General features: G+C 62.1%; 16 protein-coding genes. 6 read left to right on the forward strand and 10 right to left on the reverse strand.

The window, feature by feature from the left end; translation table 11 throughout:
- Positions 1 to 8: 8 nt before the first annotated feature.
- Both SB753_RS13055 and SB753_RS13060 read right to left on the reverse strand, forming a co-directional pair.
- Positions 9 to 980: a thymidylate synthase gene (locus SB753_RS13055; RefSeq protein ID WP_020069347.1), complete on the reverse strand. Its 972-nt coding sequence runs from the start codon at positions 978 to 980 to the stop codon at positions 9 to 11.
- A gap of 232 nt (positions 981 to 1,212) precedes the next feature.
- On the reverse strand, positions 1,213 to 2,607 hold the full coding sequence (locus SB753_RS13060; RefSeq protein ID WP_020069346.1) for a sigma-54 dependent transcriptional regulator: 1,395 nt from the start codon (positions 2,605 to 2,607) through the stop codon (positions 1,213 to 1,215).
- A gap of 694 nt (positions 2,608 to 3,301) precedes the next feature.
- Here SB753_RS13060 and SB753_RS13065 point away from each other — a divergent pair.
- Positions 3,302 to 3,802: a dihydrofolate reductase gene (locus SB753_RS13065; RefSeq protein ID WP_020069345.1), complete on the forward strand. Its 501-nt coding sequence runs from the start codon at positions 3,302 to 3,304 to the stop codon at positions 3,800 to 3,802.
- Positions 3,803 to 3,926: 124 nt separating this feature from the next.
- Here SB753_RS13065 and pmbA read toward each other — a convergent pair whose 3' ends face one another.
- The gene (gene pmbA, locus SB753_RS13070; protein WP_020069344.1) at positions 3,927 to 5,297 is read right to left on the reverse strand and encodes a metalloprotease PmbA; all 1,371 of its coding nucleotides are present in this window, start codon (positions 5,295 to 5,297) and stop codon (positions 3,927 to 3,929) included.
- 256 nt (positions 5,298 to 5,553) lie between these two features.
- Here pmbA and yjgA point away from each other — a divergent pair, with 256 nt between their 5' ends.
- Together yjgA and mog are read left to right on the forward strand one after the other, a co-directional pair.
- The gene (gene yjgA / locus SB753_RS13075; RefSeq protein ID WP_088173629.1) at positions 5,554 to 6,165 is read left to right on the forward strand and encodes a ribosome biogenesis factor YjgA; all 612 of its coding nucleotides are present in this window, start codon (positions 5,554 to 5,556) and stop codon (positions 6,163 to 6,165) included.
- Positions 6,146 to 6,802: a molybdopterin adenylyltransferase gene (mog, locus tag SB753_RS13080; RefSeq protein WP_131321476.1), complete on the forward strand. Its 657-nt coding sequence runs from the start codon at positions 6,146 to 6,148 to the stop codon at positions 6,800 to 6,802. The genes yjgA and mog overlap by 20 nt, the downstream gene beginning before the upstream one ends.
- 1 nt (position 6,803) lies before the next feature.
- Here mog and orn read toward each other — a convergent pair whose 3' ends face one another.
- Complete coding sequence (orn, locus tag SB753_RS13085; RefSeq protein WP_020069340.1) at positions 6,804 to 7,415, reverse strand: oligoribonuclease; 612 nt, start codon at positions 7,413 to 7,415, stop codon at positions 6,804 to 6,806.
- A gap of 144 nt (positions 7,416 to 7,559) precedes the next feature.
- Here orn and SB753_RS13090 point away from each other — a divergent pair, with 144 nt between their 5' ends.
- From SB753_RS13090 to SB753_RS13100, 3 genes are read left to right on the forward strand one after another with little or no spacing between them, the layout of a single operon-like run.
- Positions 7,560 to 8,819 (forward strand): M48 family metallopeptidase, encoded by a 1,260-nt coding sequence (locus SB753_RS13090; protein WP_410800377.1) that lies wholly within the window; start codon positions 7,560 to 7,562, stop codon positions 8,817 to 8,819.
- On the forward strand, positions 8,816 to 9,808 hold the full coding sequence (rsgA, locus tag SB753_RS13095; RefSeq protein WP_020069338.1) for a ribosome small subunit-dependent GTPase A: 993 nt from the start codon (positions 8,816 to 8,818) through the stop codon (positions 9,806 to 9,808). Before SB753_RS13090 ends, rsgA begins: the two co-directional genes overlap by 4 nt.
- A 1-nt stretch (position 9,809) precedes the next feature.
- Positions 9,810 to 10,130, forward strand: a complete 321-nt coding sequence (locus tag SB753_RS13100; protein WP_087752516.1) for a DUF2007 domain-containing protein — start codon at positions 9,810 to 9,812, stop codon at positions 10,128 to 10,130.
- Positions 10,131 to 10,308: 178 nt separating this feature from the next.
- Here SB753_RS13100 and SB753_RS13105 read toward each other — a convergent pair whose 3' ends face one another.
- The 6 genes from SB753_RS13105 to rpsP form a co-directional block, all read right to left on the reverse strand.
- A complete protein-coding gene (locus SB753_RS13105) occupies positions 10,309 to 11,247 on the reverse strand; it encodes a CobD/CbiB family protein (RefSeq protein ID WP_410800378.1) in 939 nt (312 codons plus the stop codon).
- A 114-nt stretch (positions 11,248 to 11,361) separates the two neighbouring features.
- Positions 11,362 to 12,078 (reverse strand): CoA pyrophosphatase, encoded by a 717-nt coding sequence (locus SB753_RS13110; RefSeq protein WP_020069335.1) that lies wholly within the window; start codon positions 12,076 to 12,078, stop codon positions 11,362 to 11,364.
- A 91-nt stretch (positions 12,079 to 12,169) separates the two neighbouring features.
- Complete coding sequence (rplS, locus tag SB753_RS13115) at positions 12,170 to 12,556, reverse strand: 50S ribosomal protein L19 (protein WP_020069334.1); 387 nt, start codon at positions 12,554 to 12,556, stop codon at positions 12,170 to 12,172.
- A gap of 146 nt (positions 12,557 to 12,702) precedes the next feature.
- Positions 12,703 to 13,470 (reverse strand): tRNA (guanosine(37)-N1)-methyltransferase TrmD, encoded by a 768-nt coding sequence (trmD, locus tag SB753_RS13120; protein ID WP_410800379.1) that lies wholly within the window; start codon positions 13,468 to 13,470, stop codon positions 12,703 to 12,705.
- A 38-nt stretch (positions 13,471 to 13,508) separates the two neighbouring features.
- Complete coding sequence (rimM, locus tag SB753_RS13125) at positions 13,509 to 14,267, reverse strand: ribosome maturation factor RimM (protein WP_088173459.1); 759 nt, start codon at positions 14,265 to 14,267, stop codon at positions 13,509 to 13,511.
- 120 nt (positions 14,268 to 14,387) lie between these two features.
- Positions 14,388 to 14,642 (reverse strand): 30S ribosomal protein S16, encoded by a 255-nt coding sequence (gene rpsP / locus SB753_RS13130; RefSeq protein WP_006400702.1) that lies wholly within the window; start codon positions 14,640 to 14,642, stop codon positions 14,388 to 14,390.
- Positions 14,643 to 14,886: the final 244 nt, after the last annotated feature.

Consider the following 14,886-nt stretch of genomic DNA (forward strand, 5'->3'; position numbering starts at 1 on the left):
CAGGCGCGTCAGACAGCCATGGGCGCCGTGAGCGGCTCGTGATGCCGGTAGCCGACCAGCGAGAAATCCGACGGCTCTATCTTTTCCAGCCATTCCGGTTCGTACACGTGGGTCTTCGCGTAGTCCGGCACCCGCTCGGAAATGACGAGCTTGGGGCTTTCATAGGGCTCGCGCGTGAGCTGCTGCTTCAGCATGTCCAACTGGTTCTCGTAGATGTGCGCGTCGCCGATGAAGTACGTGAACCACCGCGGCGTGTAGCCCGTCAAGCGTCCCACCAGGTGCAGCAGGGCCGCGCCTTCGGTCAGATTGAACGGCGTGCCGAGCCCGACATCGTTGCTGCGGATGTATAGGCACAGCGAGATTTCGCGCTTCGCCACATTCGGCAGGAACTGGTAGAGCAGATGGCAAGCCGGCAACGCGATCTGATCCAGAACCGCAGGATTCCACGCATGAAACAGGATTCGCCGGTCCGACGGATTCTGCATGATGGTGTCGAGGCACTGACGCAATTGATCGATCGCCTTGTACAGCAGCACCTTGCGGCTACCGTTCTCGTCGAATTCAGTGATCACCTGGAAACCGCGCGCGGTCGCATCCGCAAGCTGCGCGCTCGCACTGGCGTCGAGCACCTTGTAGGCCGGCCACTGCCGCCACTGCACGCCGTATACGTCGCCCAGGTCGTCGGGGCCCTCGCGATACGGATTGGCAAGCCATTGCGGGTTCTGGTTGGCGTTCGCGTCCCACACCTTGCAGCCGAGGTCGCGAAAATCGGCCGCGCTGCGCGACGCGCGCAGGAAACCGACCAGTTCGCCCACGGCCGACTTGAATGCCAGCTTTTTCGTCGTGACCGCCGGGAAACCCTGCTGAAGATCGAAGCGCAACATGGCGCCCGGCATGCTGATGGTACGGATGCCGGTGCGATTCTCCTGCCACGTGCCAGTGTCGAGAATCGTGCGGACGAGATCCAGGTATTGTTTCATGCGGGTTCCTTCGACGCGGTCCGCAAGCGGTGCGCCGCGAGATTGAGCGGAAAACCCGATTTTACCAAGCGCGGCCGGCGGGCGCCGACCGCTTGCGGAAGACTATGGAAGCAAGGCGGCCTGGTGCGACGAGCCCCGCGCGAAACCACGCGGAGGGCGACGCGTCGCGGGCCGTCCGGTCTACCGGCCGCTGCGGAGCGGCCAGCTCACAACAGTTGCGTGTGGCCGCGTTTCAGAGATGCGGCACCGATGCGGGCAACGTGCCGTGCGGCGACGCAAGCGGCTCGCTTTCCATATGACGCATGCCGTGCGAGCACAGCAGCCGGTACAGCGTGACGCGCGAGATACCGAGTTCCTGGGCTGCGTCGCCAAGACGTCCACGATGACGCAACAGTGCAAGCTCGATCGCCTGGCGCTCGGCCGCTTCGCGCGCCTGAGCGAGCGACACCGGCACGATCTCCACGTACTCGGCGAGTTCGAGATCGCGCGCCGTGATCGCGCGTCCTTCGGACATCACAATCGCACGACGCACGCGGTTGATGAGCTCACGCACGTTGCCCGGCCAGCCGTAGTTGTGCAAAGCGGCGATTGCGTCCGGTGCGAAGCCGCGCAGACGCCGGCTCGCGTCTTTCTTAAAACGCTCCAGCATGTGGCGCGCGAGCAGCTCGATGTCTTTGCCTCGCGCGCGCAGCGGCGGTTCGTCGATTTGCAGCACGCACAGGCGGTGATACAGGTCCGAGCGGAAACGTCCTTCGATCATGGCAGCCGTCATATCCACGTGCGTTGCGGAAATAATCCGCACATCGACGTCGATCGCGCTATGGCCGCCCAGCCGCTCGACTTTGCGCTCCTGAAGGAAGCGCAGCAGGCTCGCCTGACTTTCGAGCGGCAGATCGCCGATTTCGTCGAGGAAAAGCGTGCCGCCGTTGGCCGCTTCCACGCGGCCGATCTTGCGCTGATTCGCACCGGTAAACGCGCCCCGTTCGTAGCCGAACAGTTCGGACTGCAGCAGATGCGGCGGAATCGCGCCGCAGTTGATCGGCACGAACGGCGCGTTGCGCCGCGCCGAGCGTTCGTGAATCGCAACAGCCGTCAGTTCCTTGCCCGTTCCTGACTCGCCCGAGATAAAGACCGGCGCGTCAGTCATTGCGACTTTGCGGATGGAGCGGAACAGCGCCAGCATTGCGTCGCACGACCCGACCATTTCACCTTCGGCGCCCTGCGATGCATCGTTCGAAGCGGGTTCGCCGAGCGAGATCATGCCGTATGCGTGACCGACGGAATCGACGATCCGGTCGCCGGAGTAAGGGACGGTCACATAGTCGAAACAATAATCGCGTACCAGACGGCGCAGCGCTGCGTCCTGGAGTTGCCCAGGCATGGTCGCGGCGACCCAGCCGACGTTCGGCATGGTCAGGCAGGATTCGAATGCTGCAATTTCATGCGGCTGGAAATGGCTCGATAAATCGAGCAGGCCACCCGCTGCCGAACCGGCGCGTACGGCCCGGCGCGCGTCGCGCGCCGATCCCACCACTTCGACATTCCAGCCACGCTGGTGGAAGCGGGTGTTCAGTTCCGCGCTTGGCTCTCGCGAAACGTAAATCAGTTGCCGCGTTGCGGGTTCCATTATTCAGATCCTCTCGTCAACGAACGTTAAGGATGATGCACGCACCTGAACCGCAATTCAGACACGCTGGCACATTCGGGATTCGCAAATAGCAAAAACCGAACGGCCATTCCATTCCGTGCGGACAGCTGATCCCCAGAAAGCGGCGTGTGTGTTTGAGACGGCCCGTTAGCGGGCTTTTTTTAAAATTGAAGCTCTTTCCGAGAGCTTACTATACGCGCGCGGCTTGGAAAACAATTATGCGAATTTAATCCGCCCGCCCTTGCCCAGCAAGGCGTCCACGCCGATAAATAAGTAATCAACTTACGAATTACGAAATGTGGAAGCGCTTTTCTCATACGTAGGAACGCAGGTAGATCGTACCGTTTCAATTAGCATCTAATAGGTATTTTCTTCTGGCGGGTTCAACCCGCATAGTTTCCTGTGCCACTACTTTATCTGATTGGTGACGGGGACGTTGTTCACCAATGCACCAATGGTTTGCGAGCGGTCCGAGAGGTTCGCCAATCGCTATGTATAGGAAGGCTCGCCACTCAATCGGCTTTTATTGCGCGGATTCAGCCGATGTCGCAGTGCGCGCGGCATTTTTCGGCCGGTGCCGCCGGGCGTCGCCGCTCGATAGATCACGCCAGAGCGGCGGCCGGAGCGTGTGCGTCAGGTAGAATCAGGCGGGTTATGTTCCCTCTTCCATTCGATGACGACGCTCACCCTGATCGTTGCTCGCGCCAATAACGGCGTGATCGGCCGCGACAACCAGTTGCCCTGGCGACTCCCCGAAGACCTCGCGTTTTTCAAGCGGACCACCATGGGCGCGCCCATCATCATGGGCCGCAAAACGCATGAGTCGATCGGCAGGCCGTTGCCGGGACGCCGCAACATTGTCGTGACTCGCGATGCCGGTCGGCGCTTCCAGGGTTGCGACGCGGCCACCACGCTCGGCGAAGCACTCAAGCTCGCCGCGCAGGACCAGGCGCCCGAAGCGTTTCTGATCGGCGGTGCCCAGTTGTATGTGGAAGGGTTGCGTCTTGCAGACAAGATGATCGTCACGGAGATTTCCGCCGATTTCGACGGCGACGCGACGTTCCCGGCGGTCGATCCGAACGAGTGGGAAGAAGTCGCACACGAAACGCATCGCGCGCATGCACCGAACGATTTCGATTACGCGTTCGTCACATACAAGCGCAAAAGCCGGTGACGTAAGGCGCCCGAGCGCAGTGAAGCGCGCTGACAAAAGCGGAACGAAGCACGCCGAAAAAGCAGAACGCCACGCAAACTTGCGTGGCGTTTTCGTCTGTACCGCTACAACGCTGGAAAACCGCTTACTGCCCGGCGATCGTCATCCGTTCGATCAGCACCGAGCCGGTCTGCTTGGTGCCCCGAGTGATCGTGTCGGCGCCGATCGCTACGACATGGCGGAACATCTCCTGCAAGGTGCTCGCGACGGTGATTTCCTCGACCGGATACTGGATCTTGCCGTTCTCGACCCAGAAGCCGGACGCGCCGCGCGAATAGTCGCCCGTCACGTAGTTGACACCCTGGCCCATCAGTTCGGTCAGCAGCAGCCCTGTACCGAGCTTCCGCAGCATTTCTTCGAAGTCGTCTTCCGCACGCGTGTTCGAGCTGAGCAGCGACAGGTTGTGCGAGCCGCCCGCGTTGCCGGTTGTCTGCATGCCGAGCTTGCGTGCCGAATAGGTCGAGAGGAAATAGCCTTCCACGACGCCGTCTTTCACCACCGAGCGCTGCCGCGTGCGCACGCCTTCTTCGTCGAACGGCGCGCTGCCCATGGCACGCGGCACGTGCGGATCTTCGACGATCTGCACATGCGGCGCGAACACCGGCTTGCCGAGACTATCGACGAGAAACGACGTCTTGCGATACAGCGCGCCGCCGCTCGTAGCCTGCACGAACGCACCGAGCAGACCCGCGGCGAGCGGTGCTTCGAACAGCACCGGCACCTTGCGCGTGTCGAGGCCACGCGCGCCGATGCGCGCAAGCGCGCGCTGCGCCGCGTAACGACCGACCGCTTCGGGGTCGGCCAGTTGCTCCGCGCTGCGCGTAGACGTGTACCAGTCGTCGCGCTGCATGTTGCGGCCGCTGCCGGCGATCGGCGCGCAGGCGATGTAGTGACGCGAGTACGGATAGCCCGCGAGGAAACCGCGCGACGTGGCAAGCACGAACTGCGAATGCTGCGCCGACACGCTCGCGCCTTCCGAGTTCTTGATTTGCGGATCGGTGGCGAACGCGGCGTCTTCCGCGCGACGGGCGATTTCCACGGCTTCGTCGGCGGACAGATTCCACGGATGGTACAGATCCAGGTCGCGCGGCTCGGTCTCGAGCAACTCGGCTTCGGCGAGACCCGCACAATCGTCTTCCGCCGTGAAGCGGGCAATGTTGTACGCGGCCGCGACCGTGTCCTTCAGCGCTTGTGACGAGAAGTCGGAAGTACTCGCGTTGCCGCGCTTGTTGCCGATGAACACGGTCACGCCGACCATCTTGTCGCGGTTATGTTCGATCGTCTCGACTTCGCCGCGCCGCACGGAGACGGACAGGCCGTCGCCTTCGGAAATTTCGGTTGCCGCGTCGGTACCGCCGAGCGACTTCGCGTGACGAAGGATGTCCGAGGCGATTTCCTTCAGTTCATCCTGGGTATGCGGAAAAAAGCGCTGCTTGACGTCCATGTCTGCTGCCATTGTCGTTGCCGTCCTGTTCGGGGCCGAGCGGCCCTTGGGTGTTCGCACATGCCGCGCTGTTCAGTGCGCCTCATATGCGCTGCTCGTATGCGCGTCAGTCTGCGTTTGCCGTCCGTTCGAGCGCACTCACGCATCCCGCGATCATATCAAGCTAAGCGCTGCTGCACCTGGCATTCGCTGCCCGCTTCCGGCGATGTCGGTCGCCGTGCACGGCGGCGCAGCCGGTTCGTCGGGCCTGGCACGCTACAATATCGACATGACACGCAAAACCCGCATTCAACCCATCGAATCCGCCGAGCCGGAAGTCGACGAAAACGGCTACGACCGTCCGAGCAAGTCGCAACTCAAGCGCGAAATGCACGAGCTGCAGGAACTCGGCTCGGCGCTGATCGCACTGCCCAAAGACGCGCTCAAGCGCATGCCGATGCCCGAAAAGCTCGACGACGCCGTGCGCGAGGCGCGCCGCATCACCGATCACGAAGGCAAGCGCCGTCAGGTGCAGTACGTCGGGCGCGTGATGCGCTCGTTGCTGGACGAAGAAACCGCTGCGCTGCGCACCGCGCTCGACACTTACAACGGTGTCAACAAGGCGGAAACGGCCAAGTTGCACTGGATCGAGCGCACTCGCGAGAAACTGCTTGCCGACGACGCCGCGCTGACCGATTTCATCCGCCAGCATCCGAATGCCGATCCACAGCAGGGCCGCACGCTGATCCGCAACGCCCGCAAGGAAGCCGAGCAGAACAAGCCGCCGCGTTACTTCCGCGAGTTGTTCCAGTGGATCAAGAACGCGGACGGACCCGCAGCGGCGAGCGATTCCGATGCCGACGACGCCCTGGAAGACGACGATGACGACCGCGACGCCTGACACCAAGCTGAAGCGCAATCACCCAGACGAGATCCTGATCGGCCTCGTGTCGATCAGCGATCGCGCATCCACCGGCGTCTACGAGGACAAAGGCATTCCGGCGTTGCAGGAATGGCTGGGCGCCGCATTGAGTTCGCCGTGGCAAGTGGTGACGCGCCTGATTCAGGACGACGCGCCGACCATCTCGGCAACGCTCACGGAACTCGTCGATGAAGTCGGCTGCGATCTCGTGCTGACTACCGGCGGCACGGGCCCGTCGCGGCGCGACGTGACGCCCGAAGCCACGCTCGCGGTCGCGACGAAGGAAATGCCGGGATTCGGCGAACAGATGCGGCAGATCAGCCTGAATTTCGTGCCGACCGCAATCCTGTCTCGCCAGGTCGCGGTGATCCGCGAGACGGCGGATCACGCGGCGCTGATCGTCAACCTGCCGGGTCAGCCGAAGTCGATCAAGGAAACGCTGGAAGGCTTGCGCGATGCCGATGCCGAAGCCGGCGGCACGGTGAAGGTGCCCGGCATCTTTGCGGCGGTCCCCTACTGCATCGACCTGATCGGCGGGCCGTACGTGGAGACCAACGCGGAAGTAGTGAAGGCGTTCCGGCCGAAGAGCGCGGTGCGCGCCCCCCGGCAGGCTTAGCTTATTCCGCGTTGAGGGAGGCGTCCGGCGTCGGCGGAATCAGGAAGTGCTCCCGGTAGTACTTCAGTTCGTCGATCGACTCGTGAATGTCGGCAAGCGCCGTATGCAGCGCGCGCTTCTGAAAACCCTTGTAGATTGCCGGCTGCCAGCGTCGGCACAGCTCCTTGAGCGTGCTGACGTCGAGATTGCGGTAATGGAAAAAGCTCTCCAGTTCCGGCATCCAGCGCGCCATGAAGCGGCGGTCCTGGCAGATCGAGTTGCCGCACATCGGCGACTTGCCGGGTGGCACATGTGTGCTGAGAAAATTGCGAATCTGTTCGGTGGCATCGGCTTCGCTCACCGTAGATGCCTTCACGCGGTCGATCAGTCCCGACCGGCCGTGTGTGTTCTGATTCCATTGGTCCATTTTTGCGAGCGTCTCGTCGCTCTGATGAATCGCCAGAACCGGGCCCTCGACCATTCTGTCGAGTGTCGAATTGGTCACCACCACCGCAATTTCGATGATGCGGTCCGAATCCGGGTCGAGTCCGGTCATTTCCATGTCCAGCCAGATGAGATTCATGTCACTGCGCACGAGCGGCAGCGGTTGCGCGGATTCGGGAATGTCGGTCATGAAGGGAGTCCTGATGGCCGGGCAGGAAGCTTGCGGGAAGCCTCATTGCTGCGGCGGTTGGTCGTTTGAGATGGTTTGAGCATGTCCCCGCTGCGAGGCGGGAAGAAACATATAATTCTCGCATAGATACCACGGAATCCACGGATGCCTAACCTGTACTTCACCGTTCTGTTCGTCGTCGCCGTCGTGGCGATGGTCGGCACGAAACTCTGGCTCGCGTCGCGGCAGATCCGCTTCGTCGCCGGCCATCGCGAGCAGGTGCCGAGCCAGTTTGCCGGCACTATCGCGCTGAGCGCGCACCAGCGCGCCGCCGACTACACCGTCGAGCGCACCCGTCTCACGATGATCGAAATTGTCGTCGGCGCCGCCGTGCTGATCGGCCTGACACTGCTCGGCGGCGTGCAGGCACTCGATCTGGCGATCACGGACTGGCTCGGCCGCGGCTACGTCGGGCAAATCGCACTGGTCGCGGCCGTGATCGCGATTACCAGCGCGATCGACCTGCCGTTCGATTACTTCCGGCAGTTTGTAATCGAGCAACGCTTCGGCTTTAACCGGATGAGCAAGCGCATTTTCATCGTCGACCGGTTGAAGGGCGTCCTGCTTGGCGTCGCGTTCGGTCTGCCGTTGCTGTTCGTCGTACTGTGGCTGATGAACCAGGCGGGCAGTTTCTGGTGGCTGTGGACGTGGATCGTCTGGGTCGTCTTCCAGATGCTCGTGCTGGTGCTGTACCCGTCGTTTATCGCACCGCTATTCAACAAGTTCGAACCGCTCAAGGACGAAGCGCTGAAAAGCCGCATCGAGGCGCTGATGAAACGCTGCGGCTTCGCGGCCAAAGGCCTTTTCGTCATGGACGGCAGCCGCCGCTCCGCGCACGGCAACGCGTATTTCACCGGCTTCGGCGCGGCCAAGCGGATCGTGTTCTTCGACACGCTGCTTGCGCGCCTGTCGGGCAGCGAGATCGAGGCCGTGCTTGCGCACGAACTCGGCCACTTTAAACGCCGTCACGTGATCAAGCGGATGCTGGTCACGTTCGCGCTCAGCCTCGCTATGCTCGCCTTGCTCGGCTGGCTCACGCAGTCCGTGTGGTTCTACGAAGGGCTGGGCGTGCGGCCGTCGCTAGTCGGCGGTAATAGCGGACTCGCGCTCGTGCTGTTCTTCCTTGCACTGCCTGTGTTCGTGTTCTTTGTGACGCCGCTCGGCAGTCTCACGTCGCGCAAGCATGAGTTCGAGGCCGATGCATTCGCAGCCACGCAAACCCGCGCGCAAGACCTCGTCAACGCCCTCGTCAAGCTGTATGAAGACAATGCGTCCACACTGACGCCCGATCCGCTCTACACCGCGTTCTATTACTCGCATCCGCCTGCGTCGCAGCGGATCGACCGACTGTTGCGCCACGCATGAGCGGCCGCCCTCAGAAAGCGCCGCGCGCGCCGTCCAGCACGCGCGTAGGCGGCCTCGTGGTGGCCGCGCATGGCCGCCACTATCTGGTCGCGCCCGAAGACGGCGGCCCGATGCTCCAATGCTTCCCACGCGGCAAGCGCAGCGAAGTCGCGGTAGGCGACCGCGTGATCTACGAGCCTACTTCCGCCGACCAGGGCGTGATCGTCGAAATCGGCGAGCGGCGCAATCTGCTCTATCGTTCGGATCAGTACAAGTCGAAGCTGTTCGCCGCGAATCTCGACCAGTTGCTGATCGTGCTCGCGACAGAGCCGCATTTCAGCGAAGACCTGCTCGGCCGGGCGCTCGTCGCAGCGGAAGCCAACGAACTGAAACCGTTGATCGTGCTGAACAAGATCGACGTGACCGATGCGCTCGAAGGCGCTCGCAAACGGCTGGAGCCGTATCGCGCGCTCGGCTACACGGTGGTGGAAGTGTCGATCAAGGCCCAACCCGAGGCCGCTCGCACCGCGTTGATCGAACACTTGCGCGGTCATTCGACGCTGTTGCTCGGCCAGTCCGGCATGGGCAAGTCCACGCTCGTGAATCTGCTGATTCCGGACGCCGAAGTCGCCACGCGCGAGATCTCGACGGCGCTGAACAGCGGCCGCCATACGACGACGTTCACGCGTCTCTATCCGCTGCCGCACTTCGCCCGCAATGACACGGCGGACAACGCGCACCATACTCGCAGCGTGGATGGCGAAGGCGGCGCACTGATCGACTCGCCGGGCTTCCAGGAATTCGGCCTGCATCATTTGACCGAAGGCCGGCTCGAACGCGCGTTTCCGGAGTTCCGGCCGCTCTTGCCCAATTGCCGCTTCTACAACTGCCATCACCTGCAAGAGCCGGGCTGCGCGATCCTCGAGGCGGTTGCCGATGGCCGTATCCGCCGCGAACGCCATGCGCTGTACGCGCAACTCGTGCACGAAGCCAGTCAGATCGTTCGCTGACATGAGGCTGATGCGCGCGCCCAACCTCATCATCGGACAGCATTGGGTCAATGTGCTGGCCGCGGCCGGCATTCCGTGCGAGTTGCACAACCGCTATCTGAACGGCGCGCTCGGCGATATTCCCGCCGATCAGTGCGCGCCTGAGCTCTGGCTTGTCGACGACCGTGACGAGGCCGTGGCGCGGCGCTTGATCGATGCTGCATCGCAAGGTCCGGCGGCCGGTGCGCCCGGCTGGCAGTGCCGCCAGTGCGGCGAGAGGCTCGAAGCGCAATTCACCGTGTGCTGGCAGTGCGGTACGGCGCGCGATCCATTGGACGGGTGATTCGCGCCTCCGCAGTACGCACATGAGCTGATGCGCTTGATGCGATGCTGTTCAGACTGACGCGGCGTGGTCGATGTTCTGCCTCAGCGGACTACAGTTCTCAAAGCGCCCTGAGCCTGGAGAAGGACGTAAAAAAAGCCGGGGCGACCCGGCTTTTTTTGTTCGCATGCGTGTGCGGTCAAGCGAGCCACACGGCGATTGTCAGCATGAGCAACAGGATCATCCACAACACGACTGCGCGCCACACCAGCCCGACGGCCGACTGCAGCGTGCGCGGCGTGCAATCGTCGCCGACTTGCATGGGACCGCCGTCGCCGGTGGCGAGCGCGTCGAGACTCGATGGCTCCGCGAGCGGCCCGCTCAGACGCGCACCAAGCGCGCCGCTGCCGGCGGCCAGCAACACGCCGTCGTTCGCATCCGGCCACTGACGCGCATGGTTACGCCATGCATAGATCGCGTCTTCGAAATTTCCGACAATCGCAAAGCCCAGCGACGTAAGCCGCGCCGGCACCCAGTCGATCACGAAAAATGCGCGCTGCGCAAAACTTGAAAACGCGAGGGTACGGTCGTCCACCGGACGCGCCCACGTGCGCGACAAATATTCGGCGATGCGATACAGCACCGCGCCCGCCGGCCCCACCGGAATCAGGAACCAGAAGAACACGCCGAAAACGTGGCGATGCGACGCGACAACTGCGTGAATCAGGGTATGGCGCACGATCTCGCTGACCGGCATGTCGAGCGTGTCGAGGCCGGTCCATTCGTTCAGAATTTCACGGGCGCGCGGCACGTCGTCGTTATTGAGCGCGAGATGAATGTCCGTAAAGTAATGGCTGAACTGGCGAAAGCCCAGCGTGAAGTACAGCACCGCGACGTTCCACAGGAAAGCAAGCGCGAAATGGATGTTGTACAGCACGTAGTAGACGAGCGCGACGACGAGTGTCCACGGCACCACTACGACGAGCCATGCAAGAAGGCCGTGCTTGGGCTTGCCCGCATCGAATCCGTGCGCCGCCGACTCCGCGTGGTATTGAAGCAGCGCGGATACCGGATTGTTCGGCGACAGTGCGCGCACCTGTTCAATGATCAGAGCCAGCAATACGGAAAAAAAAGTCATGCGATGCGCCGTGCTTTTCGAGTTTTACGATTGTTTCATAACGATAGCACAGGGTCGGATGCCGCTGAGCGAGGTCGTTGCCAAACATCGGGCGACCGTGCGCGTCACCTCGCCTTAAGCCATTAGAAAGCGATAGAAATTGCGCAGCATGGCGGCCGTCGCGCCCCAGATGAAATAGTGGCTGCCCGTGCCGTCGTCTCTTTCAGCCGCTTCCAATGACGCGCCGCGCGGGTACGGCATAGCGAAGAAACGCCGTTCGCCTCCTTCGTAACGGAACACGCGTTCTTCGTGATGCGCCGGGTTCATTAGAAATGCGAGCGGCACTTCGAATACTTCTGCGACCTCCAGCGCGTCCGCTTTCAATGCGAACGGCGGATGCACAAGGCCGATTACCGGCGTCACGCGGAAACCGGTGCCTGTCAGATAGTCGGGCAGCGCGCCAAGCACTTCGACACGCGACGGCGCCAAGCCAACTTCCTCCTGCGCTTCGCGCAAAGCAGTGGCTGTGGCGTCTGCGTCGAACGGTTCCTGCCGGCCACCAGGGAAGCTGACCTGGCCTGCGTGATCGTTAAGATGGTCGGCACGCTGCGTGAGCAGCACAGTCAGGCCATTTGCGCGGATTACGAGCGGGACCAGTACAGAGGCGACACGCGGATCGCCCTGAGTATTGCGCCACGGCGCCTCGACGATCGGCTCGGGTGTCCAGCAAAGATGCTGTTTGAAACGGCGGCGCAGGCCATCGGGCGTGAGACGCTCCGCGGGCACTGGCGGCAAGTGGGCGCCGGTCGCTTCGACAGGCAACGTTTCAGGTTCAAAGGCGGGGCGGATCAACGGATCTCTCGAGTGAGCGGTAGAGGCGATGCCGCTATTTTGACCTGGCAAACAAAAAAGCACCCGCGAGGGGTGCTTTTTCTTACAGCATTTACGCCTGGGAAGCAGCGCGGTCTTTCGAGACCAGCTTTTCCTTGATTCGAGCCGACTTGCCCGAACGGTCGCGCAGGTAGTACAGCTTCGCACGACGCACATCGCCACGACGCTTCACGACGATGCTTGCCAGCAGCGGCGAGTACGTCTGGAACGTACGCTCGACGCCTTCGCCCGACGAAATCTTACGGACGATGAACGACGAATTCAGACCACGGTTACGCTTGGCGATCACGACGCCTTCGTAAGCCTGAACACGCTTACGCGTACCTTCAACCACGTTCACGCTGACAATCACCGTATCGCCAGGAGCGAATTCGGGAATGGTCTTTTCGCCGAGGGCGCGCGCAATTTCTTCCTGCTCGAGTTTTGCAATCAGATTCATCACTGACTCCTAAGTCCATCTTGTCGGCGTTCGTACCTGCCTCGCATGAAAATGCCCGGCTACGGCCCCGATAGAGGATGGGTTCACATCAGGCGCCGTACACGCATGTGCGGCGCCGCCTGGTGTCCGCTCGAAAGACCGAAGCTTTACGCCTTCGGCTCTTCCTTCGCGAGACTTGCAAGCCATGCCTCGTCGGCACGGCTCAACATCTTGTTTTTTCTAGCCTTGACGATCAGGTCAGGCCGCTTGTGCAACGTGTTTCGCAAGGCCTCGCGCCGACGCCACGCTTCGATTTCCGCGTGATGGCCGCCAAGCAGCACATCAGGCACGCGCACGCCTTGGTATTCCTCGGGCCGCGTGTAGTGCGGACAATCGAGCAGCACGTCGACAAAACTGTCCTGCACCGCCGACTGCGAATCATTGAGCACGCCCGGCAGTTGGCGCACGACCGCATCCATCAAGGCCATGGCGGGCAACTCTCCGCCCGACAGCACGAAGTCGCCAAGACTGACTTCTTCGTCCACAACGCGGTCAAGCAAACGCTGATCGATCGCTTCGTAGCGTCCGCACAGCAGAATCAGCCCTGGCTGCGCGGCGAACTTCATGACACGCTCGTGATTCAACGTGGCGCCTTGCGGCGACATCACCACCACGCGCGGCGCGCCGATGCCCTGCTCCGCCTGCGCCGCCCTGGCTGCGCCAATCGCATCTTCCAGCGGCTTGGCCAACATGACCATGCCGGGGCCGCCGCCGTATGGGCGATCGTCGATTGTGCGGTAGTTGTCGGTTGTGAAATCACGCGGATTCCACGTTCGCAACCCATAGCGCTCCTGCTTTGCTGCCCGGCTGGTTATACCCCAGTCGGTCAGCGCACGAAACATTTCGGGAAAGAGCGTGACGACATCGAACTGCATCGCTCTCTCCGTTTTAGCGAACTCGATTTGCTGAACTGTCAATAATCAGCTTCCCAGTCGACGATGATCTGCTTTGCCGCCTGGTCCACCGTTTTGACGAACACACCGACGAACGGGATCAAACGCTCGGCGGTGACCGGCTTGCCGACCTTGTCGGCTGCCGCATATTCGACACGCAACACCGAATGCGCGCCGTTGTCGATCATGTCTGCCACCTTGCCCAGGTTGACGCCGGCAAGGTTCACCACATCCAGGCCGAGCAGGTCGACCCAGTAGAATTCGTCGGCTTCCAGCGCCGGGAATTCGCTGCGGCTGATATAGACGCGAGAGCCGCGCAGTGACAACGCCGCATCACGGTCAGTGACACCGCCCAGATGGGCCACCACACTGTCGCTATGCGTTTTCGCCTGCAATGACGGCGCCGACTGCCGCTCGCGGCCTTTCATCAGCCACCAGCGCTTTGCACTGAGCAAAGCGTCGCCGCCATGGCCGGCATCCGCGTGAGCAGCTACCTTGACCCAGCCTTTGAGACCGTATGCGTCGACGATTGCGCCGACCTCGACCGCGTCGGCCGGCCAACTCTCCGCCGTTTCCGCGCGCATTGCTGCTGCCTCGGAACCGGCGTTTGCAACATTGGCTTTCGCCTTGCCTTCGGTCCGCTCGACCGGCTTGCGGACGAATGCACCGAATGGCGCCTGACCAGACGTCTTCGCACGTGAGCTCGCACCTTTCGGCGGCTCTTGTGTCGGCTCTTTGGCCTTTACGCGACCTGAACTGCCGGAATCACGCTCGGACATGATTGAGCCTCACAACGAACTTCGACGCCTGCTTCGGCAAAAAATCTTGCGTATCGGACTGCTCATGCAAGTTGCGCGAGCCGCCGGGCAACCCGACGACGATCCGCATGCGAGCTACCATTAAGCAGCCGGCTGCGCCTTTTGCGCTTCTTTCACGAGACGCTGGACGGTCGGCGACAGTTGTGCGCCAACGCCTTGCCAGTACGTGAGGCGGTCTTGAGCGATACGCAGGGCTTCGCCCTTCGTAGCGACCGGGTTGTAAAAACCAACGCGCTCGATGAAGCGGCCGTCACGACGGTTACGCGAATCAGTTGCGACGATGTTGTAGAACGGGCGCTTCTTGGAGCCGCCACGAGCCAAGCGGATGATGACCATACTAGAATCCTTGAAAACCGGGGTTCGGAACGACTGAAACACGCGATTATAGCGGGAAACTGACGCCATAACAAACACTTACCGGGATAAACTGAGCAGCGCGGTTGCGCCGCCCATACAGCGCGGGTGGTCGGCGGCGCCCAGAAGCCCAAACAACCTGACGGAACGCCTTGTGAAACCACTGTCCCGAGCCGCTCTCGTACTCGTCTACTTCGCCCGTCGGACCGCTAACGCCCCGCTCTGT

The organism is Paraburkholderia sp. SIMBA_053 (assembly GCF_046534895.1).
GTDB classification, from domain to species: domain Bacteria; phylum Pseudomonadota; class Gammaproteobacteria; order Burkholderiales; family Burkholderiaceae; genus Paraburkholderia; species Paraburkholderia caledonica.